Source organism: Novosphingobium sp. BL-S-34 (assembly GCF_056857015.1).
Genome location: NZ_CM166473.1, coordinates 1733963 through 1755294 on the forward strand (window position 1 = coordinate 1733963; position 21332 = coordinate 1755294).

The window sequence follows — 21332 nt, forward strand, 5'->3', positions numbered from 1 at the left end:
GCCGAGGGAGCCTTAGCCCTCCAGCTTCTCCAGCAAGTCCACCAGCAGTGGCCGCAGGCGGCGGATTTCCTCGCGATGGGTCGCGCTGAGGGTCTCCAGCTTGCCATGCGCCAGCGGTGTCAGTTCCAGCAGGGCCTGCCGCTTGTCGCTGGGCGAAGGTCGCCGCACGACGAGATCGAGCGTGACCAGGCGGTCGACCAGCCCCGTCGCGCTGTGGGGCTTCAGGATCAGGCGCTCCGCCACATGTCCCACCGTCGCCGTACCCGGCGCAGCGGCGCGGATGACCAGCAAGGCCTGGTGCTGCTGCGGCGTCAGGCCGCACTCCGCCGCGCGCGTTTCGCTGAAGGCCTGGAACTCGCGAAGAGAGAAGCGGAAGGCCGCCAGCGCCGCATAGTCGGCGACGGTCAGCTTGGCAGGTTCGGAAGCGGCAGGATCGCGAGGTGAAGGCATCCTTCAAGTCCGCGCCATGGGGCCCTCCTGTCAATCTTGATAAATATCGTACTACGATATAAGTGCGCCACACCATGTCTTCATCGATTCTCCAGACGCCCCATCGTCCACTCGCCGATCACAGCGCAGACCGCCGCATGCTCATGCTGGCCATGGCCGCCCTGGTCGTGGGAAGCGGCGGCGCGCTGGGGGCCTGCGTGCTGCTCAAGTCGATCGCCATAGCCATCAATCTGTTCTGGTTCGGCCGCTTCTCTGCGGCGCCGGCCGCGATCACGGACAATGCGCTGGGCCCCTGGCTGGTGGCGATCCCGGTGGTCGGCAGCCTGATCGTGGGGCTCATGGCGCGATTCGGCTCGGACAAGATCCGCGGCCACGGCATTCCCGAAGCGATCGAAGCGATCCTGTTCGGTGAAAGCCGCCTCTCGCTGAAAGTCGCCCTGCTCAAGCCGCTGTCCTCCGCCATCTCGATCGGCAGCGGCGGACCGTTCGGGGCGGAAGGCCCGATCATCATGACCGGCGGCGCGATCGGGTCGCTTTTTGCGCAATCGTTCAATCTCAGCGCGGCCGAGCGCAAGACGCTGCTGGTGGCCGGCGCGGCCGCCGGCATGACCGCGATCTTCGGCACGCCCATGGCCGCGATCCTGCTCGCGATCGAGGTCCTGCTGTTCGAATGGAAGCCGCGCAGTTTCGTGCCGGTGGTCCTGGCCGTGCTGGTGTCCTTCCTCTGGCGGCCGCTGCTGATCGACGCCGGACCGCTGTTCCCGGTGCACCACGCCGTAAATCTGAACTCGCTGCTGCTGGCCATCGCTCTCGTCATGGGCGCCATGACGGGAGCGATGGCCGCGCTGCTCTCGTCGCTACTCTACAAGGTGGAGGATGTGTTCGAACATCTGCCGCTGCACTGGATGTGGTGGCCGGCGCTGGGCGGCCTCGTCGTAGGACTGGGCGGCCTGATCGATGCCCATGTCCTGGGCGCGGGATACGAGAGCATTCGCGGCCTGCTGGACGGATCGCTGGCCATCCGCGTGGCCGTGGCGCTGCTGCTGGTGAAGGCGACCGTCTGGCTGGTGGCGCTCGGCTCGGGAACCTCGGGCGGCGTGCTGGCCCCCCTGCTCCTGCTGGGCGGCGCCTCCGGCTTCCTGATCGGCCACTATCTGCCCGGCGGCAGCGCGCTCTGGGCCCTGGCAGGCATGGCGGGCATCCTCAGCGGCGCAATGCGCGCGCCGTTGATGGCGTCGCTCTTCGCTGCCGAACTGACCGGCGATTTCGCGATGTTGCCGCTGACCCTGGCCGCCTCGGCCGGCGCCTATGCCGTCAGCGTGCTGGTGATGCGCCGCTCGATCCTGACCGAGAAGATCGCCCGGCGCGGCCGCCACATCCTTCAGGAATATACCGTGGACCCGCTCGACTTCCTCCAGGCCGAACAGGTCATGACCCCCGCGCCCGAGACCCTGCCCGAGGCGATGACCGTGGCCGAGGCCATGGCCTTCTTCGACGGCGACGCGCGGCATCGCAGCTATCCCGTGGTCGACGGGCAGGAGCGGCTTTCCGGCCTACTCTCGCGCTCGGACATCCTGCGCTGGCGGGTGGACGGAGCCCCTTCCTCCGCCTCGCTGGGAGAAGCCCTGTCCGACGCCTCGCAGCCCAGCGGAGCGCCGACGGACCCGCTGGCACGGATAGCCGATCTCATGGTAGAATCGGGTTCGGGCCGAGTGCCGATCGTCGATCCGGCCACCCGCAAGGTCGTGGGCATTCTCACCCGGCACGACATGCTCAAGGTCCGCCATCACCACCGCACGCTCGAACGCGACCGCAGCCAGCCCCGGGCAGGCTAGGCAAGGGGCGAGGCGGGGCGAGGCCCTCCCTCGCGTCCCCCGCGCGCTTGCCAATATCGCGTGCTGCGCCATAAGGCCCGCATGAACCAGGCCACCGTCACGCGCGAGACTTTGCTGGAGCCCTGCAGCGAAGGCCCTCGGACCCTGACCGAATGCACGCTCGACGACGGCGATTTCTCCGGCATCGACCTGACCGATATCACATTCGAGCGCTGCTCGATGAAGCGCGTGCGTTTCGACAGCGCCACCCTGACCGGCGCGCGTTTCCGGAACTGCCGGGGCGCGGAGGCATCCTTCGTGCAGGCCGATCTCGCCGATGCGGTGATCACCGGATGCGATTTCAGCAATGGCCTGTTTCGCCGCGCCCGCATGACTTCCACGCGGCTGGAAGGCACCAAGCTGACCGGGGCCGACCTGACCGATGCCGGCCTGCTGGGCGCGACATTCGCCGAAGTCCTGCTGTCTTTCGCCAAGCTGCCCGGCATGTCGTTCCGCAAGGCCCGCCTCCAGCGCATCGACTTTTCCGAAGCGGACTTGCGCAAATGCGACTTCCGCCTGGCCGTGCTGGAGGACTGTTCGCTGCGCAACGCCAGTCTCGACGGCTGCCGGTTCGAGCAGGCGGACTTGCGCGGCGCGGACCTGGGCGGCATCGAACTGCGGGATGCCCGCCTGTTTCGCGGCGCGGTGATCTCCCGCGTGCAGGCGGCGGAACTGCTGTCGCAGCTAGGGCTGGAAGTGCGCTGATCCGGGCGACGTTGCGCAAACGGATATGCGTCTTTCGTCGTAGCGCCCGCCTTCTTCGTTTACCTGCGGGACACTTGCGCTAAAGGCATAGTCCAATGTCCAGACATGACGCCAGCAGGCCCAAGCCTCCCACCCTTCACGACGTAGCGGAACGCGCGGGGGTTTCGGCCATGACCGCCTCGCGCGCGCTGAACGGGAAGCCGCGCGTCAGCGCCGAAACGCGTGAGGCCGTTGCGCGGGCCGTGGCCGAACTTGGCTATGTGCCGAACACTTCGGCCCGAATGCTCGCGGGCCGCACCGTGCGGCGGATTGCGCTGCTGCACGGCGGCGCCACGACTTCGGCCTATCTGGGCGAACTGCTGCTCGGCGCGCTTAACGAGGCACCGGCCCGCAACGTCCACCTCACCGTCGAACAGTGCCCCGAGCGCGCCTCGATGGAGGAACTGGTGGCCCAGATCGTCGAGGCGCATGTTGCCGGGGTGATCCTACCCCCGCCGCTCTGCGACCGGCACGAGCTGCTCGCCGGGCTTGCCGCCGCGCGCATCGCGGTGGTCGCCGTGGCGCCGGACCAGGAGGCCGAAGCCATCGCCTCGGTCTCCACGGACGACCGGGGCGCCGCCTACGAGATGACCCGCCACCTCATCGAACTGGGCCACCGCCGGATCGCCTTCGTGGAAGGCACCAATCGTCACCGCAGCAGCACCCGGCGCCGCCACGGCTACATGGATGCTCTGCGCGACCATGAGATCCCGGTGGACGAGGAGCTGATCGTCGCCGGAGACTTCTCCTACCGCTCCGGCCTGATCGCGGCGGAACAGCTGCTGGCGCGCGCAGAGCCGCCCACCGCGATCTTCGCCTGCAACGACGACATGGCCGCCGCCGCCGTCACCATCGCGCACCAGCACAAGATCAGCGTGCCGGGCGAACTCTCGATCTGCGGCTTCGACGATACGCCCTTGGCCGACGCGATCTGGCCGCGGCTGACCACGATCCGCCAGCCAATCAAGGAAATGAGCCAGAAGGCGATGGAGATGCTCTGCGCCCGGCTCTGGCCCGAGGGGCAGGACGAACTGGACGCGCTGCCACAGCATCTTCACCTTCCCTTCGAACTGCGCCGCCGCCAGTCGGACGCCGTGCCCCGGATTGACCGTTGAACACGCCGGACGGCATCCTGATCCGCCCCTTCGTTCCCGCCGACCGGCAAGGGGTGATCGACGTGATCCTGCCGATCCAGCGCGAAGAATTCGGCATTGCCATCACGGCCGAAGACCAGCCTGACCTCGACGCGATCCCCGCCTTCTATCAGAGCGGCAAGGGCGCGTTTCTGGTCGCCGAGGACCGGGGCCGCATCGTCGGCACGATCGGGATGAAGGACATCGGCAGCGATGAGGGCGCGCTTCGCAAGATGTTCGTGGCCGCCGCCCATCGCGGCGCCGCTTCCGGCACCGGCCTGGCCGCGCGGCTGCTGGAAGCGCTGCTGGAGCTTGCTGGCGCGCGCGGCATCCGGCGCGTCTATCTGGGCACGACGGACAAGTTCGTGGCCGCTCACCGCTTCTACGAAAAGCACGGGTTTTCGCCCTGCCCGCCCGAAACCTTGCCAGGGGGCTTCCCGCGCATGGCCGTGGACACCCGGTTCTACCGGCGCGACCTGGAGGGCTGACACCCGCTCGCCGACGGTTCCGCCGCGCCGGTTTCAGGCCCTATGCCCCTCAGGTAATGCCCTCATGATCGAGGTGCAGGTAGTTCGGGTTGAACAGCGCCACCGACATCAGCCGATCGAGATCGAAGACTTTCAGCCGCTTGTTCCGCAGCTCTATCAGCTGGTCCCGGCGCATCTCCTGGATCGTGCGATTGACGTGGACCTGGGTAAGGCCCGTGGCTTCGGCGATCTCTGACTGGGTCAGCGGGAATTCGCATTCGTCGTCATCGGTGCGGCCCGTGGTGCGCAGGCGCACGAACATCTCGCAGAACAGATGCGCGATGCGTTCGTAGGCCGTGCGCTGCCCGATATTGGTGGTCCACTCGCGCTGGATCGCCACGGTGACCAGCTCGTTCCACCACAGTGCCTGGGCGATGCGAGGCGATCGCTCCATGATTTCCTGAAACTCGTTCTGCGAGATTTCCGCCAGCTTCACCCGCGTCACCGTCGAAAGCGAATGGTCCATCTGCTTGAGGATGAAGACATTGGCATCGCACAAGTCGCCGGCAATGAAGAACGAAAGTATCTGCCGGCGCCCGTCCGCAAGCTGCTTGTAGCGCTGCGCCCAGCCTTCGAGAATGACATTGACGAAACGCGGCCGCTCGCCTTCGCGGATGATATCCTGGCGGGGTTCGAGGATGCGGACACGCCGTTGCAGCGCTTGGGTCAGGATTTCGCGGTCAGCACTGGCGAGCCTGACAAAAGCGGAAAGGTGCAACGTCAATGAATTTCCGGTCCCCGAGAGAAGGTTATGCCCTTCCTTGCGCGGTCCCCAACGGCGCCACATTCACATGCGTTAATCCCGAGCGACGCGCCCACCACTCTGCAGAATCTTATCGGCTCCCCGCCGAGCGCGATCCCCTGATCGCGCCAGGAGGACTTTGCAGGTCAATAACCTAGATCAAAGCATTGGGGGATTTTCAGGAGTAGCGTCCATCGGTTGCCAATGCATGCCGTGCATTCGAAGCTATCGGCGAAATCACCGGCGCGCTTCGAAGTGACCGATTGGAGAGCCCATGTCCGCCGAACTTGCCGACATCCATGTCCTTGTCGTGGAAGATGAATATCTCATTGCCATCGAACTGGCCTCCGCCCTGGAGGACGAAGGCGCCGCGGTGATCGGACCGGCCTCATCCCTGGCCGAGGGCGAGCAGCTGCGGCGGGCCGCCGGCCGCATCGACGGTGCGATCCTGGACATCAACTTGCGCGGCGATTCCGTGTTTCCCCTTGCCGACACGCTGCAGCACGATGCCGTGCCTTTCCTGTTTTCGACCGGATGCGACGCGCGCGAGATCCCGGACCGCTTCATCGACATTCCCCGCTGCGAGAAACCGACCGGGAGCGCCGAAATCCTGCGCGAATTCACCCGGAATCTCCGGCGCCGCCGCGAGGCCGTCACTCTGTGATCGGGGCCAGGTTGACGGCAGACTGCTTGCCGTTGCGCGCCACCTGAACCTCGAACCGCAGCCGCTGACCCTTGGTCAGTTCAGGCAATTGCGAGGCCTGGACGGCGGTAAGGTGGACGAAGCAATCTTGCCCGCCCGCATCGGGCGAAATGAAGCCATACCCCTTGGCCGCGCTGAAAAAGACCACAGTCCCACTCGGCATGATCGCCCCCCCAACTCCCCCCACCGGGGGTAGCGACTGCGCGCCGGCCGTCTATAATCCATGATATAAACGATGCCCGCACTGCCGCCGCGGGGAAGCATCAGATCGCCTTCACCTCTAGGCGAACGGTGATGACGAATTCCACCGAACGGTCCTCGTTATGGACGGACACCAGCAACTGGCCATGGTCCAGCAGGGCCGGATCGTCCTTCAGCAGTTCCCCGGCGAAACGCACGGCCTCCCGGCGCGCCATGGCCTCGTCGAGAAGCTCCGTCCCGGCCAGGTCCAGTTCGCGGACACCGTTCGTCACTCTGAAAAAGTAGCGCATTGCCGTCGACTTTCCGCCTCATGGAAAGAACGACGCGAAGACGCGTTTCGTGCCCGGCCGATCAGTTCCGCCGGTAGATGTGGAGATAGTTGGGATCGAACTCGGCGATTTCCCTGAGTCTTTGCGCATCATGGATGGTCAGCGTGCGGTCGGTCAGGGAGATCAGCCCTTCGCCGCGCATGCGCTGGATCACCCGGTTGACGTGAACCTTGGTCAGCCCGATCGTATCGCCCAGCTGCTCCTGGGTCAGCGGCAGGAAGAACTCGTTGCCGGAAGCCAGGTCCACCTGCTGCATCCTCAGCCACATCTCGCAGAACAAATGGGCGATGCGGCTATACGCATCGCGCTGCCCCATGTTCACCAGCCATTCGCGCAGCACCGCCTCGTCCACCAGGGTCGACCAGAACAGTGCCTGCGCGATGGCCGGGTGCTCGTCCAGGATCTGCTGCATCTCGGCCCGCGAAATGGAGGCCACCCGCGCATCGCTGAGCAGGCCGATGGCATGATCCATTTCCTTGAGGATGAAGATGTGGATGTCGCAGAGGTCCCCGGGGATGAGGTAGGCGATGATCTGGCGGCTGCCGTCAGGCAGGATCTTGTAGCGATAGGCCCAGCCTTCCACGAGCAGGAACACGTCGTCCGGCCGGTCGCCCTCGCGGATGAGATCGGTGCCCGTGCGATACTCCCGCGTCCGGGCCACGAGGCGATTGAGCAGGTCCACGTCGCCGTCGTGAAGTTTCACGAAGCTTTCCAGCTTCCGCAGGAGGGGATTGCTCAAGATCGTTCCTCGCCCAGCCGGATGGAATCGCCCGGCGCCGGCGGCCAGCCTATTCCCATTTCCACCCCCTGTCTGCCTAATGCGTGGCCTCATGCCGGGGGTACCGCGGCTTCCGGCATCACGGGCGCTGGACAGACGCCAGGCCGAGCCAACCCGCCATGCGCTCCAGTTCCTCCGCCAGCGCCTCCCCTGAATGGCCGGGAGCGTCGGGCTCGAAATGGGTGGACTGCACGATCAGCCGGCTGGCCTGCCGGTCGGCCTTGAGATCGACACGCGCGACCAAGCTGTCGCCCAGCAGGAACGGCAGGACATAGTAGCCATGCCGACGCTTCTCGGCCGGAACGTAGATCTCGATCCGGTAGTGGAACCCGAAAAGCCGCTCCGTGCGGTCGCGCGCCCATATCAGCGGATCGAAGGGCGCCAGCAGAGCGCGGGCCTCGATCCGGCGCGGACGGCGGGCGTCGCGGTGCAGCCAGGCATGGCGCCACCCCGGAATGTCGACGGGGACCAGAATGCCGTCCTCCGCCAAGGCGCGGATGGCGGGCGCCGCCTGGTCCGGCGACAGGCGGAAGTAGTCTCGCAATTCGGCGCCGGTCGCAATGCCGTGGGCCGCCGCCGCCTTCTCGATGAGCGCGCGGTGCGCATCGGCATCGGCGGGCGTGGGAAGCGAAAGCACCTCGCCGGGTATGACACGCTCGGTCAGGTCATAGACCCGCTCGAAATTGCCGCGCCGCGTGGCGGTGGTGATATGGCCCGCCCAGAACAGCCATTCGAGCGCGCGCTTGGTGTCGCTCCACTCCCACCAGCCCGACTGTCCCCGGTGCGCTTCGAAGTCCGAAGTGGCGAGCGGTCCGTCCAGGCGGATGCGGTCGAGCAGGGCCATGGCCTCGGGCCGGCGCTCCCGCGCATAGTCGCGCATCCGGGTCCAGCCCGCCTCGGCGCGATCGGCCTGTGCCATGCGCCAGCGCAGGAGCGGATGGGTTTCGAAGGGCAGCAGCGAGGCCTCATGCGCCCAGTATTCGAACAGCTTTCGGCCGCGCACACGTCCCGTGCCGACCTTCGCCCCCGCGCCGATACCCCAGGCCAGGCGATCGAGGTCCGCCCGGCCATAAGCGCCGATCCGCGAGAAAGCCGGAAGATAGTGCGCGCGTGAGAGCACGTTCGCGCTGTCGATCTGGAACAAGTGGAGGCCGTCCAGCACGCGCCGCAACCGGGCCGGGCCGGGCTGCGCGGGATGCCTTGCTGCAAAACCCTGTGCGGCGAGCGCGATGCGCCGCGCCTGGGGCAAACCGATGCGCTCCAAATCCGTCACTCACCCACGCTAGGCGGTAAGGCGCCGCCCCGTAAAGGGCATGTCGTGAAAATCGGAGCTGGAGCGGAATCCGATCCTGCTGCGTCAGTCCGACCCCTCTAGGGTTTTGGATTGCCGCGTCATCGGGCGATTCCACCCAATAGGGAAACGCTCCGGAACCGGGAAAAGACGGGGGCCGAAAAAAGGACCGCCCGGGGGGCCGTGACGGTCCTTTCCTCGAGGGCGGCGGGCTGCATTGGGGCGCAACCGAGCCGCAGCGGGCCCCTAGACGAAGAGTGCAAATGTGCACAATCCTCTCATTCGACGACTCGTGAGTGAGGCGCGCCGAACTGCCGGAGGTCCGGCAAATACGCGGCTTGTTGCACGCCGTTCTCAACTGAAGAACCGGCGGTTTTCCCTGCAATCCTTTGCTTTCGCCATTCGCAGCGAAGCGTGGTCCAGCTTCGAATCTATCTTTGGCCGGAGACGCGCGCGCGGGAGGCTTCGGACGGATGGAAGCAATAGGCCGTGCGCGCCTGCGGCCAGCCCTGCACGAACGGACCGACCCGGCTGCTGTCGAGCGCCCGGCCGAAGAGGAATCCTTGTGCGATGTCGCAGCCCAGTTCGCAGAGACGGTCCAACTGGGCCTCGTTCTCCACGCCTTCCGCCACCGTGCGAATGTCCATGCGCTGCGCGATATCGATGATGCCATGGACGATGGCGAAATCCGCGCTGTTAGTGCTGTCGAGACGCGAAACGAAGGAACGGTCGATCTTGAGCACGTCCACCGGAAACTGCTGGAGATGCGTGAGCGAGGCATAGCCGGTGCCGAAATCGTCGAGCGCGATCGTTACGCCCTCCTGCGCCAGCGTCCGCAGCGCCCGCTCCACGGTATCGGCGATCCGGCCCAGAAAGACGCTTTCGGTCACTTCCAGTTCCAGCAGCGTGGGCGGAAGGCCGTGGGCGTGGAAGCGGGACAGGATGCGTTCGGCAAAGTCGTCGCGCCGGAAATCCACCGGCGATCCGTTGATGGCGATGCGGCCGGTTTCGTAGCCTCGCTCCTGCCAGTCCGCCATGTCGCGCAGCACCCGGTCCAGCATGCGGTCGGTGAGCTGCGTGGAAAGGGCGCTGTCCTCGAAAGCGGCCAGGATGGTTCCCGGAGGCTGCAAGCCACGCTCACGGTGATGCCAGCGCAGCAGCGCCTCGAAGCCGACGATGGCGCCGTTGCCCAGGCAGACCTTGGGCTGGTAGAAGGGTATGATGCGCTCATCGCCCAGCGCGTCGCGCGCCTCTCGCAGCATGGAATTGCGCGTCTCCACGGCATGGCGCAGCTCGGGATGGAAGCTCTCCACATCGCCTCCGCTCCGGGCCTTGGCGGTGTAGAGCGCAAGGTCCGCGCTCTTGAGGATCGCCTCGGCATTGGCGCCGTCGTTCGGCCATATGGCCGCGCCTGCGCTGACGCCCACTTCCACGACGCTCTCGTCCACCGTCATGGGCCGCGCGACCGCTTCCAGCAGGTCCTTGATCAGGACCGGCGTGCCCTCGTCGAGGTCGGGCAGGATGATTGCAAACTCGTCCCCGCCGAGGCGAGCCGCGAAGGCGCCTTCGGTCAATCCGTCCGACAGCCGTTGGGCCACGGCCCGCAGGACGGCATCGCCTGCACCGTGGCCGAGGCTGTCGTTGATCGCCTTGAAATTGTCGACGTCGAAAACTACCACGCCGACCCGCGTTTCATGTTCGCGCGCCCGGTCCAGCGTCTTTTCCAGCTGCACCGCGAAATAGGCACGATTGGGCAGATCGGTCAGGACGTCGTGATAGGCAGCACGCCGCAGTTCCCCTTCGGCGCGGCGGGACTGGGTCACGTCCTGCAAGGCCCCGATGGAACGGCGCGGCCGCCCGTCCTCGCCGCGCAGCACGTAACCGCGCGAGAGCAAGTGCACATAGGAGCCGTCACCCGAGCGGAAGCGGAATTCGTGGCTCCAGCTATCGCATTCGCCCCCATAGACTTGCGCCGTCATGGCATCCACGCTCGCCACGTCTTCGGGGTGAATATGGCGGCGCCACCAGCCTACCGTGGTCCCTTCCGCCGCTTCGACATGGCCGTATATGCTGTCGGCACTGTCGGCCCAGTCGATATGATCGGTGCCATGGCACCAGTCCCAGATAAGGTCGTTGGTTGCGCGCGAGGCCAGCCGGTAGCGTTCCTCGCTGTCCCTCAGCGCAGTTTCCGCGGCGACTTGGTCGTCGATATCCTCCAGGTTGCCGTACCACTTCACGACCCGGCCGGCGGCATCGTGGCGAGGATAGGAACGCGCGCGAACCCAGCAATAGTGACCGTCGGCCCGTCGCAGGCGATAGCGCAAATCCGCCATGGGATGGTCCTCGGATTCGAGCACCGCGCGCCACTGGTCGAGGACGCGCTCCAGGTCATCCGGGTGAACGGCGCGGATCCAGCCAGAGCCCATGCCATCCTCGATCGACATCCCGGTCAACACCGTCCAGCGCATGCCGATGTCGCAGATCGAGCCGTCGGGATCGCTGGTCCATGGTATTTGCGGATTGAGATCCACCGAATAGCGATAGTGTTCCTGGCTCTGTTCAAGCGCGTGCAACAAGTCGCTCATCTCGGATCGCGAGCGCAGCACTTCGGAAAAGGAGGAGCGGTTCGTGGCCAGGGTGCGCAAGATCACCGCGGCGGCCAACAGGAAAGTCAGGCCGGTGCCGACCAGGTACCAGTCCCCGGAAAGCAGCAGGCGCAGCGTAACCGGCGCCGCCCCGAACAGCAAGACCAGCCTGGCCGCCGAGGGCAGCGCCTGCAGGCAGTAACAACACCCGATCGCGCCGACGAAGACGTAGAGCGCGATGGAACTGCCGCGCAATGGATCGGCCTGGGCAAAGAGCAACAGGCCCCAGGCGCCGAACAGCATGCTTAGCACCACGGCGGCCAGCTTCGTTCCGCGAAGCCGGCGGCGGATGGTTTCAATCGAGGGATCGCTGCGCCGCCGCGTGACCCAGACCAAGGCGCGCAAGGATGTTACGAGGATAAGCGCGGCCGGCACGCCGATGCTGAGCATGGGTGCAACGTCGCGACTGGCGACCGCCGCCAGAAAAGCGGCATTGATCGTCATGAGCAAGTACATGAGCGGGATCTGCTGACGCAGGCTCAGGTATTGCTCCCGAAGCAGGGCTTCCGACTGCCCTTCCGGCTCCCTAAGACTCTCTAAGATTTTCACCCTCGAATTTATAGCATGGCGTTCCGGGAATACGTTCTCACAGATTAATTAATATTGTTCGCCTGTAGATGCGTCCATTTCCGCACAGATTTTGCGTACGCAAAGTGCCATCCCGGACTTTAGGTCGATATATTAAGGCATTACCACTGCGGCGCGCTCGTGAATGGCACAATATTTGCCCCGGAACGCAGCGATTGGCGGGTTCGGACGTCCATGCCACCGGCGAAGAGGAAGCGGCGCGGCCGGCGCGGCTTATGGGCGTGATGCTGCAGCGCTCGGCGCCAGGGGCAGGCCGTGCATGTTGGCTCCCCCGGTCTTGCCGCCCAGGCGAGCCGAACCGGTCCGGAACTTCGGTCGATGCGTTCGGCAGGCAAGAAACCGCCGCCGCGCCTTCTATCAGGCGCGCGGAGCTTCCGTCTCGCGCGTCTACGCGTCTTCGCAGACGCTCCCGGTCAGCGACAGCGAGCGGCGCCGCCGGGAACGTCTCGCTTTGCCTCAGGCCAATTCGGCCGTCCGCTCGCCGCTGCTTTCGAAGTAGCCGGACACATCGTCTGCCTCGATCCAGCGGCTGTAGAAGTAGCCCTGCAGATGCGTGCAGCCCGCGCTCTTGGTCGCGCCGATCAGATGGGCATCGCTGATCCCTTCCGCGACGACTTCGGCCCCGACATGGCGCGCCATGGTGACGGCAGCCTCCAGAACCGCGACCGAGGCCGGGTCCTGCCCCAGGTCCATCACCAGGCTGCGGTCCAGCTTCATGCGGTCGAACTTGAAGCTCTTGACCATCGACAGCGACGAATAGCCCGTGCCGAAATCGTCGAGCGCGATGCGGAAGCCCAGGTTGCGTAGCATGTTGAGCGTCAGCAGGGCACGGGTATTGCGCTCTATCGACAGCGATTCCGTCACTTCCAGGAACAGGCGGCGCGGATCGACGCCATAACGCGCGCAGCAGTCGACCAGGAAGGCGCTGAACCCGTCGTGCTGCAATTGCAGGGGCGATAGGTTGATGCTCATGTCCATGTCGGGCCACCGCGCAAAGTCGTTCAGCGCGCGCTGGATGATCCATTCGCCCAGCCGCACCATCAAGCCGCTGCGCTCCGCGGCGGGGATGAACGTGGACGGGGGCACGTCGCCCAGTTCCGGATGGCGCCAGCGGACCAGCGCCTCGACTTCGCGGGTATTGCCATGAACCGAGTGGATCGGCTGATAGACCATGCGAAGCTGCTGTTTCTCGAACGCGGACTCCAGGTCCTTCTCCAGGGCCCGATCGACCGCCCGCTCTTCGGCCATCGAGGGCGAAAACGCCGTCGCGCAGTTGCGGCCGTTTTTCTTGGAGGCGTAAAGCGCCATATCGGCATTGCGCAGCGTTTCGTCGATCTCGACTTCCTGCGCGCCCGCAATATCGACCACGCCCAGCGAAGCGGTGATGGCCACCGCATATTCGCCCAGACTGAACGGCTCCCGCGCGGCCTCGACCAGTCGGTTGGCGAGGTCCAGGCCGTCACGCTCGGGTTGCAGCGGCAGGCAGAGGGCGAATTCGTCCCCGCCCACCCGCGCGATGATGCCGTCCGGGCCGAGGATCGCCTTCATGCGCAGCCCGATCAGGCGCACCAGCTCGTCTCCGGCAGCGTGACCGTAATCGTCGTTGATATGCTTGAAGCGATCGATATCGATCAGCATGCAGGCGAAGCGGCGGTCTTCTCCGGCTGCGAGCAGCCGGCCGACGTCTTCCTGAAACGCGCGGCGGTTGGGCAGGCCGGTCGCCGCGTCGCTGAACGCCAGGTTCTTCACGGCCTTGGCATTCTTGCGGAAAGTTTCCAGCGGGCCGGACAGAGCCTTGAGTTCCTTCAGCTTGAACGCGCCGATCTCCGGATCGAGGTCGCCATCCGCGAGGCCTTGAAGATAGCCGTGCATGCGGCGGATCGCGGGCAAAATGTTGCGCAGGATGTCGAAGAGCACGAGCAAAACCACAAGAATGGTTACCAGCCCAGTGCCGAATACGAGCATCTGCCAGCGTTCGATCGAGGCGATCAACCGCTTCTGCGCCGCCTCCCGATTGGCATGAATGCGCAGCACGAGCGCATCGGCCAAGCGGCCCATGGAATTGTTGCGGCTTTCGATCCGGGCGATCAGATGCTTTCCGCCGGCTCCGCCAGCCTGGACCTCAAGGATCGCGGAGACGTGCCGATCGAGGTCGGCGAAGGGGTTCGATGCCTCCGGGAGGTCGGACAGCGCTGCACCGCTGCTGCGCAGCTTGGCGAGTTGGTCGCCGATGGCGATGGCAGAATCGGTAAGCTCGTCGCTGGTGCTGGTGGCATTGCTGGCTACCAGCCCGCGATTGGTCGCCATGCGCAGCTTGCCGACCGCCTCGGCGAACTGGTCCGCGTTTTCGGCGAGTGCGGATACCGCGATAAGACCGTCGCTTTCCTTGCGAAGCGCAATGGCTTCCCGCTGCGTGACGACCTGCAAGAGCGCGCTCAGCGCCGCGATCAGGCAAAGTGCGCCAACCAGCCTCGTTTCCAGCGATGCGAAGAAACGCGCGAATCCCGAATTCGTATTAGACATCATGCACCCGAATTTTGCGCGGATCTGCCCCGATCCGCTGCCGTTCGTCTGGTGCGGCTACGCCCTAATGCCTAACAAAAACTAATCTTGTCAGAGATTTAATTTCCGTAAGCGTCATTATTCTGTAATAATTGCTCTGTCGCCCACCCGGATATTTGCCTCTGGCGGGACATTCGGCGATCAGTTCGGCATCTTGCCGTAAAGTTCCGGCTATTTATGCGTGAAGGCAGCCGCGATCTTCAGTTGCACTTCGTCCGATACCATCGGCACGCCGAATCCCAGGCCGAAATCGCTGCGCTTGATTTTGGTCGTGGCCTCGAACCCGACGTTATCGCCGCCGCCCATCTGCGGCGGCATCGAACCTGCGCCGTAGAAGCGCGCCGCCAGTGTGACCGGGCGAGTTATGCCGTTCAGTGTGAGGTTGCCCATCACGTCCGCTTCATCCGCGCCCTTGCGCTTCACGGCAGTGGAGACGAACGTTGCGTCAGTAGGCGTGGGCCCGAAAAAGTCTGCCTTTCCGCCGGCTTCCTTGGGCTTGGCCAGGAGATGCGCCGTAAGGCCGGCACTGGCCGTCGTCACTTTCGCGACAGGTATCGTCACCGAGACGCTGGCCTTTTCTGGCGCCTTGGGATCGATCTGCAAAGTGCCGGTAATGTCGCCGAACAGTCCGAAATAAGGCGAGAAGCCGAGGTGACCAACTTGCCATTCGACCAGAGTGTGATCGGGATCGGCCTGGTAGGTACCGGCGCGAACGAGGCTGGAGTCGCGCTTGCCGGGAGCTTCCATCGCGGGCGCTTGCGCCGACTGGGTCCTGGAGCCGCCGCCCTGCGCCAGAATCGGCGCCGTGGCTAGGGCGGCAGCAACTGCAGTAAGGCCGAAGGCGGCGGAAAGAGCCAGAGTGCGTCGCATGCAGGTTCCCCGGTGAGTCTGTTGTTCGGTGCGATGCTGCCGCGCACGCCACGGCCTGTCAAAACCATTTATGGCTGTTTTGGTGGCAATTCATGGCGTGTGACAAGAACGCCGGACGCGAATAGCTGTCTCAAAACGTATCATTCGGAAAAATTCGATGCGTATCAAATATCGAAAGACTTGCGCGAAGGCATTTGTAGTGCTCAAGACAGGTCGGGGGAAGCGTCAAACGAAACGGGTATGCACGATACTATGGTCAATGAAGCTCTTCTTGAACTCGCCGCCGATATCATCACGGCGCATGTCAGCAACAATTCGGTGGAGGCAGACCGCCTGCCGTCGCTGATTCAGGCCGTATATGGCTCGCTCGCGAAGCTCGGCCAGGCGCCCGAGCCGGTCGAGGAACAGCGCAAGCCGGCCGTTTCGGTTCGCTCTTCGGTCAAGCCGGATACGGTGACGTGCCTGGAGTGCGGCGAGAAGCTGAAGATGCTCAAGCGCCATCTCATGACCGACCACGGGCTCTCGCCGGACGACTATCGTGCCCGCTGGAATCTGCCGGCCGATTATCCGCTGGTGGCGCCCGAATATGCCCAGCGCCGCAAGGAACTGGCACATAAGATCGGCCTGGGCCGCAAGCCGCAGGTGGAAGAGGCGGAAAAGGTTGCCGAAAAGGCACCTGCCAAGCCGAAGAAGGCTCCGCGCAAGAAAGCCGTCGTCGCCGCCGAAGGCGAATGACCGGCCAGTAACGAAAGGTTGGCGGTCGGCCAGAAGCGGGGGTGTCCCCTTTCCCGTTTCGCGCCGAACCCTTCCATCCCGGACGACAAAAAAGCCGCTTCGAAAGGCTCGAAGCGGCTTTTTCGTTTTAGCCGGGCAATCCCCGGACCTGCAGCCTCAGGACGAGGCCGCAGCAGCCTCCAGGAAGGGCTGGACCCGCAGGCGAGGGAAGACCTCTTCCAGCGGCTTGATGTCCGGTAGTACGTATACGTACCCACCCTTCTTCTGGAACAGGGGCTGGACCCCCTTGTTGTAGAAGACCTTGGGAACATTGATGCAACCGAACGTGATGCGATTGTCCTCGATAGTCTTGGACAACATCCGTTCGCGTCGCTTTTCCTTCGGGTTTCCTACGGGGATCGTGTGGAGCGCCACGGAAGTCGCATAGTCGACCCAGAGAACCTTGTGGTTTCCTGCCGCCAATCCGAACTTCGCCAGGAAGCGGCCGGCAGGCGTGGTGCGCTCTGCCGGGCCGATTTCGGAAAGGGATTTGGTGCCGATGCCGGGTGTGGCCTCGTCACCAAGGGCTACGCCGATCAGGACCGGCGCATCGCTGAGTGCCTTGCCCTTTGCGCTGAACAAATAGGCCCTGGCGGCCTTCTTGTCGACGATGACATAGGGCAACGACCGGTTGTCCCCCGACGAGGCGATCCAGTCGGCGACGCGCGTGGCCTCATCCGATCTTCCAGCCTTCGCCTCTGCGGGCGCCTCCGGTTTGTCGGAGTCGTCCGCGTGCGACGGCGCCTCTGCCGGTGCGCTTTGCGCCGCACCCGCGGGCACGGCAGCAAGAAGCGCCAATCCAGCAAGCGCCGGGAGAACATTGATCATTTTCGTATAGCACTCAGGGAAACGGTCGGCGCCAGAAGAGCGCCGACGCGGGAACGTCAGGATTCTATATCATTCGGGGCCGAAAGGCGACCTTAGTTGCGGGCGCGCTTGCGCTGGGCCTGCTGGAGCTGCTGCTCGACACCGTCGACACGGGCGTTCAGCTGGTCCAGACGCTGGCCATTCTGCTGAGCCTGACCGGAAGCGGCCTGCGCTTCGGAGAGGGCCTGCTGTGCCGTCGTGTCGGTGGCCTGTAGCTTGGTTTCGAGACCGTCGACCCGTTGGTTAACAACCGCGACCTGTTCGCGCACGAAACCCTTGGTGGCGCAGCCACCCAGACCCAGAGCGCCTACCAGCATTACGACAGCGGGGGCAAGTTTCGTCATAGACGGCGACATGTATTTTCTCCAATTGGTTAGTTTCAACCCATTTTCCCAAGCGCAGGCGCAGCGGTTCGACAATATGATTCTGTTCGAATGTGCATGGCGTCAGTTGAATTGATGCCAATAGGTACTTGAACACCCAAGAACCCACATCACCAATTGTTCCCGACACATTGGAAATACTTGTATTTAGCAGATTTTTTGTAAACGCATGCTTGGGCTCCGAAGCGCTGCGGCGCTCGGCTCCAAACATGACTTCCTCCCTCGGGCCGCAATTCCGGGCCTCGTTGTTAGGCGCGGTATGAACGGGCGAGGATGGACACGATATGAACGAAAGTGGACACGTTAAGGTTGCGCTCCGGCCCCGCCTTGGGGTTTTTTCTAGGGTCGTTTGCAGGACAGGCGGCTCGAAGTTGCAGTAAGCAGCGAGGCTATCGCGCGCGAACGCGACGGCGAATTGCGATGCTTCTCGATGTGCGGCAGAATGACAGGCGGCATCCCAAGTATCGCCTGCGAACCAGAAGCCATGACTTCGGCAGTAGGCCGGGTCCCGATCTCTGCTGCAACGGGAAATGCAAGGCGGGTACAGGCCTGTAATATTCGCGAAGCCATGCACCGATAGGATGACAGCGAAAGGCCCGTCATGAAACTGAGTGCCATCGATCTTGCCAAGTTCGCGCCGGAAGCGCCGGCCGCCGATCCGGTGCCTGCCGGGGCGCCCTCGGCCAGTCTGGTCGCCAAGCGGTTCAGGTTTCTCACCGCCGACGGCCAGACCGCGACGCCGCTCGAACAGGAGGCGCTGCTTGGGCAGAACGACCTGCTCGACGTCAACTTCCTCGACCGCTGCATGATGGCGCGCCGCTGCGTCGGCCGCATCCGGGTCCAGGGCGGCGGACGGCAGGGATGGGCGACCGGCTTCCTGATCGCGCCCGGCGTGATTCTCACCAACCACCACGTCTTTCCGGATACCGCATCGGTTGCGAATTCGCGCATCGGCTTCGACTACTGGTTCGACGTTTCCGGCAATCGCCCCAGCGAGCCGGACGAATACGACCTGAACCCGGGCCTGCTCTATGTAAGCGACCCCGATCTCGACTATGCCGCAGTGGCCGTGGTGCCCCGGTCGCTGGCGGGCGCGGAAATCAGCCGGCGCGGCTATCTTCGCATGATCCCCGAAAGCGGCAAGGCCAAGGAGGGCGATTTCGTCACTCTCCTTCAGCATCCGGACGGCGTACCGATGCAGATCGCCCTGCGCGAAAACGAGGTGATCCGCGCCGCCGAGGATGAGCCCTACCTCTGGTACAAGGCCGATACGGCCCACGGATCGTCCGGCTCACCCGTGTTCAATGACAGCCTGCAACTGGTCGCGCTTCATGCCAATGGCCGGATTCGGCGCGAAGGCGGCGGCTATGTCCTGGCGACCGGCGGCACCGCCGAGACGCTGGAGGGATTGAGCGAGAGCGACGTGATCTGGGAAGCCAATGTCGGCTTCCGCATCAGCCGGATCAGCCGCAGCCTCCTGGAAGGCGTGCGCGCGAACTGGCCGGCACGCCTGGCCGACGTGGAAGCGGCCATGCGCGGCGGCGACGTGATGTCGAGCACGATCCGGGCTCTCGACGAGCAGACCGCCATTGCGCCCGGCGCGGCGCCGCGCCTGGAGAGCGAATGGCGCCCACGAGATGTTGTCGAGGCGGCCATCCTAACGCCAGCCAACCCGCCGCTGGACTGGACTCCGATGGGCGGGACAAGCATCGTCATTCCGCTCAAGTTGCGAATCTCGATCGAGACCGGCAGCGCCTCCATCTCGTCGGCCGCGCCCACAACATCCGGGGGCATCGAGGCGGAAGCCTACGAGATGCGCACGCCGCTGATCCATGACGGGCTCAGCGAAAGGCCCGGTTTCGATCCGCTCTTCCTGGGCGGCGCGGTTCCGGTGCCCGCGCCCTTCGTCTCCGAGGCGGGCAAGGCGGTGCTCGCGCCCCTGCTGGAGGGCGACGACCCCGAACTGCGCTACCGACATTTCTCCATCTGGATGCACAAGGAGCGGCGCCTGGGGCTCTACACCGCCGCCAATGTCGACTGGCGCAAGCGCGCGAAAATCGTCGACGGCCGGGCGACGACCCGCGCTTCCCTAGCCGGCTGGCCGCCGAACCGCAATTTCGCGGAACTCTGGGCCGAGGACCCCCGGCTCGATTCCCGCTACCAGTTGCCGGATGTGTTTTACACCGAAGACCGCGGCGCCTTCGACAAGGGCCATATCGTCCGCCGCGATGACGTATGCTGGGGCGAGCACTTCGACGAAATCCAAATGGCCAATGGCGACACGTTCCATGTCACCAATTGCTCGCCGCAGACCAAGGCCTTCAACCAGGGCGCTGCCGGGCAGGACAATTGGGGCGATCTAGAAACCGCGATCGCCGCCGTCACCCGGCAGGACACCGAAGCGGCCTGCATCTTCGCCGGCCCGATCTTCGGCGCTGCCGACCGGTGGTTTCACGGCAAGGACGCGGCCGGCCACGCGCGTATCCAGATCCCGGACCGGTTCTGGAAAATCGTCGTGGTCCGGGACGATGCCGGCTTCAAGGCCTATGGCTTCATCCTGGAGCAGGACGTCCGCGCCGTGACCGAGCAGGAATTCCACGTCACCGACAACTGGCTGGCGGCCTGGAAGCCGGTCAGCGCCATCGCCCGCGAACTGCGCGGCTGGCTGGACCTGGCGGCCCTGGCGGAGATTGACCAGCACGCGGACGCCTGATCGGCCATTGCCTTGCCGCCGAACTTTCAACGCGAGGGCGATTGAAGCGTGAGGGCGCCAGAGGGGCATTCACCGCGCACATAGTCCACCAGCGCCTTGGCCACCGAAGGGTGCAGCGTCAGAAACTCCCGCCGCCGATCCAGCGCATCGGGATAACGAACGAGCACACCCTGCTCCACCAGCCGCCGCACCAGGCGAAGCGCGGTCGTCATCGGCGCACCCGATGCAATGCAGGCGCTGGTAACGGAGACCTTGCGATCCTCGAACCGGGCCAGCAACAGGTCCAGCAGCATTTCCCAGGCGGGATCGCCGAACAGCTCTCCGCCGCCGATCGCGCGCCGGACCGCCGCGTCGCGCAGCAGGCCGCGGAGATATTCGGGCAGCGCCATGGGCGGGGATTCCGACCGAGCCGGTTCCTCAAGAGCAAGGCCGGACATCGGCGCCGGGTAGGTTGCCGCGGTGCCCGGTGCAGCACGCGGCTCCGCCTTGCGCGGTTCGATCAGCCCGGCCACGCGGTTGAGATCGCGCGACAGGTCGAGCAGGCGATCGGACAGTGACGCCCCGCCCCCCGGCGCGCCTTTCATGGCTCGGCGCAGGGCACGGGCGAGGCTGTCGGGCACGAGGGGCTTTTCCAGCAGGTCCACCACGGAGGCGCGCAAGGCCGTTAGCACGAGTTCCTTGCTCGGCCGCGCCGCGGTGAGAATCACTTTCGGCGCGCCCCTGCCCTGCCCCCGCCCATAGGGATTCTGGCGGGCAAGCGCGTCGACGAAAGACAGCTCTCCCGTGCCGGGAAAGCCGCTGTCGACAACGGCGACGCCTGCCTCGCCTCGCTCCAGCAAGGCATGAGCCTCGCGCGCGTCGCTGGCGGAAATGCTGTTGAAACCAAGGCGCCGGACTTCGGCGAGGCACTGGGATTTGGAGTCTTCATCAAGATCGAGGACCAGGACGGCATCGTCCCTCCCCAACATCGCATCCAACGTCATGTAACCGTTTTTCTCTGGCGACTTTCGGGCCCGTTGCCCCGCGGCGGCACATAGGAGAAACGAAAGGCGCGGCGACAATCTAGGTTATCTGCAACGAAAGAATCGCAAGAATTCATCTTGCGATCATCTTCGTCGCTACAGTCTTGTCGCAAGGTCGCGCGTAAAACGGCGGCTA

19 protein-coding genes are annotated in these 21332 nt (G+C 64.8%); 7 read left to right on the top strand and 12 right to left on the bottom strand.

Annotation, left to right across the window (positions count from 1 at the left end; all coding sequences use genetic code 11):
• Positions 1–12: 12 nt before the first annotated feature.
• Positions 13–450, bottom strand: coding sequence for a MarR family winged helix-turn-helix transcriptional regulator (locus AC1VV3_RS21420; RefSeq protein WP_431568925.1), 438 nt, complete (start codon positions 448–450; stop codon positions 13–15).
• Positions 451–524: 74 nt separating this feature from the next.
• On the opposite strand from AC1VV3_RS21420, the gene AC1VV3_RS21425 reads away from it, so the two are divergent.
• From AC1VV3_RS21425 to AC1VV3_RS21440, 4 genes are all read left to right on the top strand, one after another.
• Entirely contained in the window at positions 525–2285 is a 1761-nt protein-coding gene (locus AC1VV3_RS21425) for a chloride channel protein (RefSeq protein ID WP_482962437.1), read from the top strand.
• A gap of 81 nt (positions 2286–2366) precedes the next feature.
• Positions 2367–3029 carry a pentapeptide repeat-containing protein gene (locus AC1VV3_RS21430; RefSeq protein ID WP_132267454.1) on the top strand — a complete coding sequence of 221 codons (663 nt, stop codon included), beginning with the start codon at positions 2367–2369 and terminating at the stop codon, positions 3027–3029.
• A 95-nt stretch (positions 3030–3124) separates the two neighbouring features.
• Positions 3125–4183, top strand: coding sequence for a LacI family DNA-binding transcriptional regulator (locus AC1VV3_RS21435; protein ID WP_134093454.1), 1059 nt, complete (start codon positions 3125–3127; stop codon positions 4181–4183).
• Entirely contained in the window at positions 4180–4689 is a 510-nt protein-coding gene (locus AC1VV3_RS21440; protein ID WP_482962438.1) for a GNAT family N-acetyltransferase, read from the top strand. Before AC1VV3_RS21435 ends, AC1VV3_RS21440 begins: the two co-directional genes overlap by 4 nt.
• Before the next feature lie 49 nt (positions 4690–4738).
• Here the strand turns inward: AC1VV3_RS21440 and AC1VV3_RS21445 are convergent, their stop codons facing one another.
• Positions 4739–5452, bottom strand: coding sequence for a Crp/Fnr family transcriptional regulator (locus AC1VV3_RS21445; protein WP_207913027.1), 714 nt, complete (start codon positions 5450–5452; stop codon positions 4739–4741).
• A 292-nt stretch (positions 5453–5744) separates the two neighbouring features.
• Here AC1VV3_RS21445 and AC1VV3_RS21450 point away from each other — a divergent pair, with 292 nt between their 5' ends.
• Positions 5745–6134: a response regulator gene (locus AC1VV3_RS21450; RefSeq protein WP_431568922.1), complete on the top strand. Its 390-nt coding sequence runs from the start codon at positions 5745–5747 to the stop codon at positions 6132–6134.
• Here AC1VV3_RS21450 and AC1VV3_RS21455 read toward each other — a convergent pair.
• From AC1VV3_RS21455 to AC1VV3_RS21485, 7 genes are all read right to left on the bottom strand, one after another.
• On the bottom strand, positions 6124–6336 hold the full coding sequence (locus AC1VV3_RS21455) for a cold-shock protein (protein WP_431568921.1): 213 nt from the start codon (positions 6334–6336) through the stop codon (positions 6124–6126). The genes AC1VV3_RS21450 and AC1VV3_RS21455 overlap by 11 nt on opposite strands.
• Before the next feature lie 100 nt (positions 6337–6436).
• Positions 6437–6664 carry a DUF6894 family protein gene (locus AC1VV3_RS21460; RefSeq protein ID WP_431568920.1) on the bottom strand — a complete coding sequence of 76 codons (228 nt, stop codon included), beginning with the start codon at positions 6662–6664 and terminating at the stop codon, positions 6437–6439.
• Positions 6665–6725: 61 nt separating this feature from the next.
• Positions 6726–7442, bottom strand: a complete 717-nt coding sequence (locus AC1VV3_RS21465) for a Crp/Fnr family transcriptional regulator (protein ID WP_482962439.1) — start codon at positions 7440–7442, stop codon at positions 6726–6728.
• Between the two features lie 118 nt (positions 7443–7560).
• The gene (locus AC1VV3_RS21470; RefSeq protein ID WP_482962440.1) at positions 7561–8754 is read right to left on the bottom strand and encodes a winged helix-turn-helix domain-containing protein; all 1194 of its coding nucleotides are present in this window, start codon (positions 8752–8754) and stop codon (positions 7561–7563) included.
• Between the two features lie 449 nt (positions 8755–9203).
• Positions 9204–11966 carry a putative bifunctional diguanylate cyclase/phosphodiesterase gene (locus AC1VV3_RS21475; RefSeq protein ID WP_482962441.1) on the bottom strand — a complete coding sequence of 921 codons (2763 nt, stop codon included), beginning with the start codon at positions 11964–11966 and terminating at the stop codon, positions 9204–9206.
• 495 nt (positions 11967–12461) lie between these two features.
• A complete protein-coding gene (locus AC1VV3_RS21480; RefSeq protein WP_482962442.1) occupies positions 12462–14531 on the bottom strand; it encodes a putative bifunctional diguanylate cyclase/phosphodiesterase in 2070 nt (689 codons plus the stop codon).
• A 207-nt stretch (positions 14532–14738) separates the two neighbouring features.
• Entirely contained in the window at positions 14739–15437 is a 699-nt protein-coding gene (locus AC1VV3_RS21485) for a YceI family protein (protein ID WP_482962443.1), read from the bottom strand.
• A 252-nt stretch (positions 15438–15689) separates the two neighbouring features.
• Between AC1VV3_RS21485 and AC1VV3_RS21490 the strand changes: the two genes are divergently transcribed.
• Positions 15690–16172, top strand: coding sequence for a Ros/MucR family transcriptional regulator (locus tag AC1VV3_RS21490; protein ID WP_132267893.1), 483 nt, complete (start codon positions 15690–15692; stop codon positions 16170–16172).
• 156 nt (positions 16173–16328) lie between these two features.
• On the opposite strand, the gene AC1VV3_RS21495 is transcribed toward AC1VV3_RS21490, so the two are convergent.
• Positions 16329–17039, bottom strand: a complete 711-nt coding sequence (locus AC1VV3_RS21495; protein ID WP_431568914.1) for a hypothetical protein — start codon at positions 17037–17039, stop codon at positions 16329–16331.
• Between the two features lie 92 nt (positions 17040–17131).
• Positions 17132–17434 (bottom strand): hypothetical protein, encoded by a 303-nt coding sequence (locus tag AC1VV3_RS21500; protein WP_132267896.1) that lies wholly within the window; start codon positions 17432–17434, stop codon positions 17132–17134.
• Between the two features lie 628 nt (positions 17435–18062).
• Between AC1VV3_RS21500 and AC1VV3_RS21505 the strand changes: the two genes are divergently transcribed.
• Entirely contained in the window at positions 18063–20174 is a 2112-nt protein-coding gene (locus AC1VV3_RS21505) for a DNA/RNA non-specific endonuclease (RefSeq protein ID WP_431568913.1), read from the top strand.
• A gap of 26 nt (positions 20175–20200) precedes the next feature.
• Here AC1VV3_RS21505 and AC1VV3_RS21510 read toward each other — a convergent pair whose 3' ends face one another.
• A complete protein-coding gene (locus AC1VV3_RS21510) occupies positions 20201–21157 on the bottom strand; it encodes a response regulator (RefSeq protein ID WP_482962444.1) in 957 nt (318 codons plus the stop codon).
• Positions 21158–21332: the final 175 nt, after the last annotated feature.

Excerpts from the sequence above, each read along its gene's own strand:
- AC1VV3_RS21420 (WP_431568925.1), bottom strand. The coding sequence starts at position 450 with ATGCCTTCACCTCGCGATCCTGCCGCTTCCGAACCTGCCAAGCTGACC.
- AC1VV3_RS21425 (WP_482962437.1), top strand. The coding sequence starts at position 525 with ATGTCTTCATCGATTCTCCAGACGCCCCATCGTCCACTCGCCGATCAC.
- AC1VV3_RS21430 (WP_132267454.1), top strand. The coding sequence starts at position 2,367 with ATGAACCAGGCCACCGTCACGCGCGAGACTTTGCTGGAGCCCTGCAGC.
- AC1VV3_RS21435 (WP_134093454.1), top strand. The coding sequence starts at position 3,125 with ATGTCCAGACATGACGCCAGCAGGCCCAAGCCTCCCACCCTTCACGAC.
- AC1VV3_RS21450 (WP_431568922.1), top strand. The coding sequence starts at position 5,745 with ATGTCCGCCGAACTTGCCGACATCCATGTCCTTGTCGTGGAAGATGAA.
- AC1VV3_RS21455 (WP_431568921.1), bottom strand. The coding sequence starts at position 6,336 with ATGCCGAGTGGGACTGTGGTCTTTTTCAGCGCGGCCAAGGGGTATGGC.
- AC1VV3_RS21460 (WP_431568920.1), bottom strand. The coding sequence starts at position 6,664 with ATGCGCTACTTTTTCAGAGTGACGAACGGTGTCCGCGAACTGGACCTG.
- AC1VV3_RS21480 (WP_482962442.1), bottom strand. The coding sequence starts at position 14,531 with ATGATGTCTAATACGAATTCGGGATTCGCGCGTTTCTTCGCATCGCTG.
- AC1VV3_RS21485 (WP_482962443.1), bottom strand. The coding sequence starts at position 15,437 with ATGCGACGCACTCTGGCTCTTTCCGCCGCCTTCGGCCTTACTGCAGTT.
- AC1VV3_RS21490 (WP_132267893.1), top strand. The coding sequence starts at position 15,690 with ATGGTCAATGAAGCTCTTCTTGAACTCGCCGCCGATATCATCACGGCG.
- AC1VV3_RS21495 (WP_431568914.1), bottom strand. The coding sequence starts at position 17,039 with ATGATCAATGTTCTCCCGGCGCTTGCTGGATTGGCGCTTCTTGCTGCC.
- AC1VV3_RS21500 (WP_132267896.1), bottom strand. The coding sequence starts at position 17,434 with ATGTCGCCGTCTATGACGAAACTTGCCCCCGCTGTCGTAATGCTGGTA.
- AC1VV3_RS21505 (WP_431568913.1), top strand. The coding sequence starts at position 18,063 with ATGAAACTGAGTGCCATCGATCTTGCCAAGTTCGCGCCGGAAGCGCCG.
- AC1VV3_RS21510 (WP_482962444.1), bottom strand. The coding sequence starts at position 21,157 with ATGACGTTGGATGCGATGTTGGGGAGGGACGATGCCGTCCTGGTCCTC.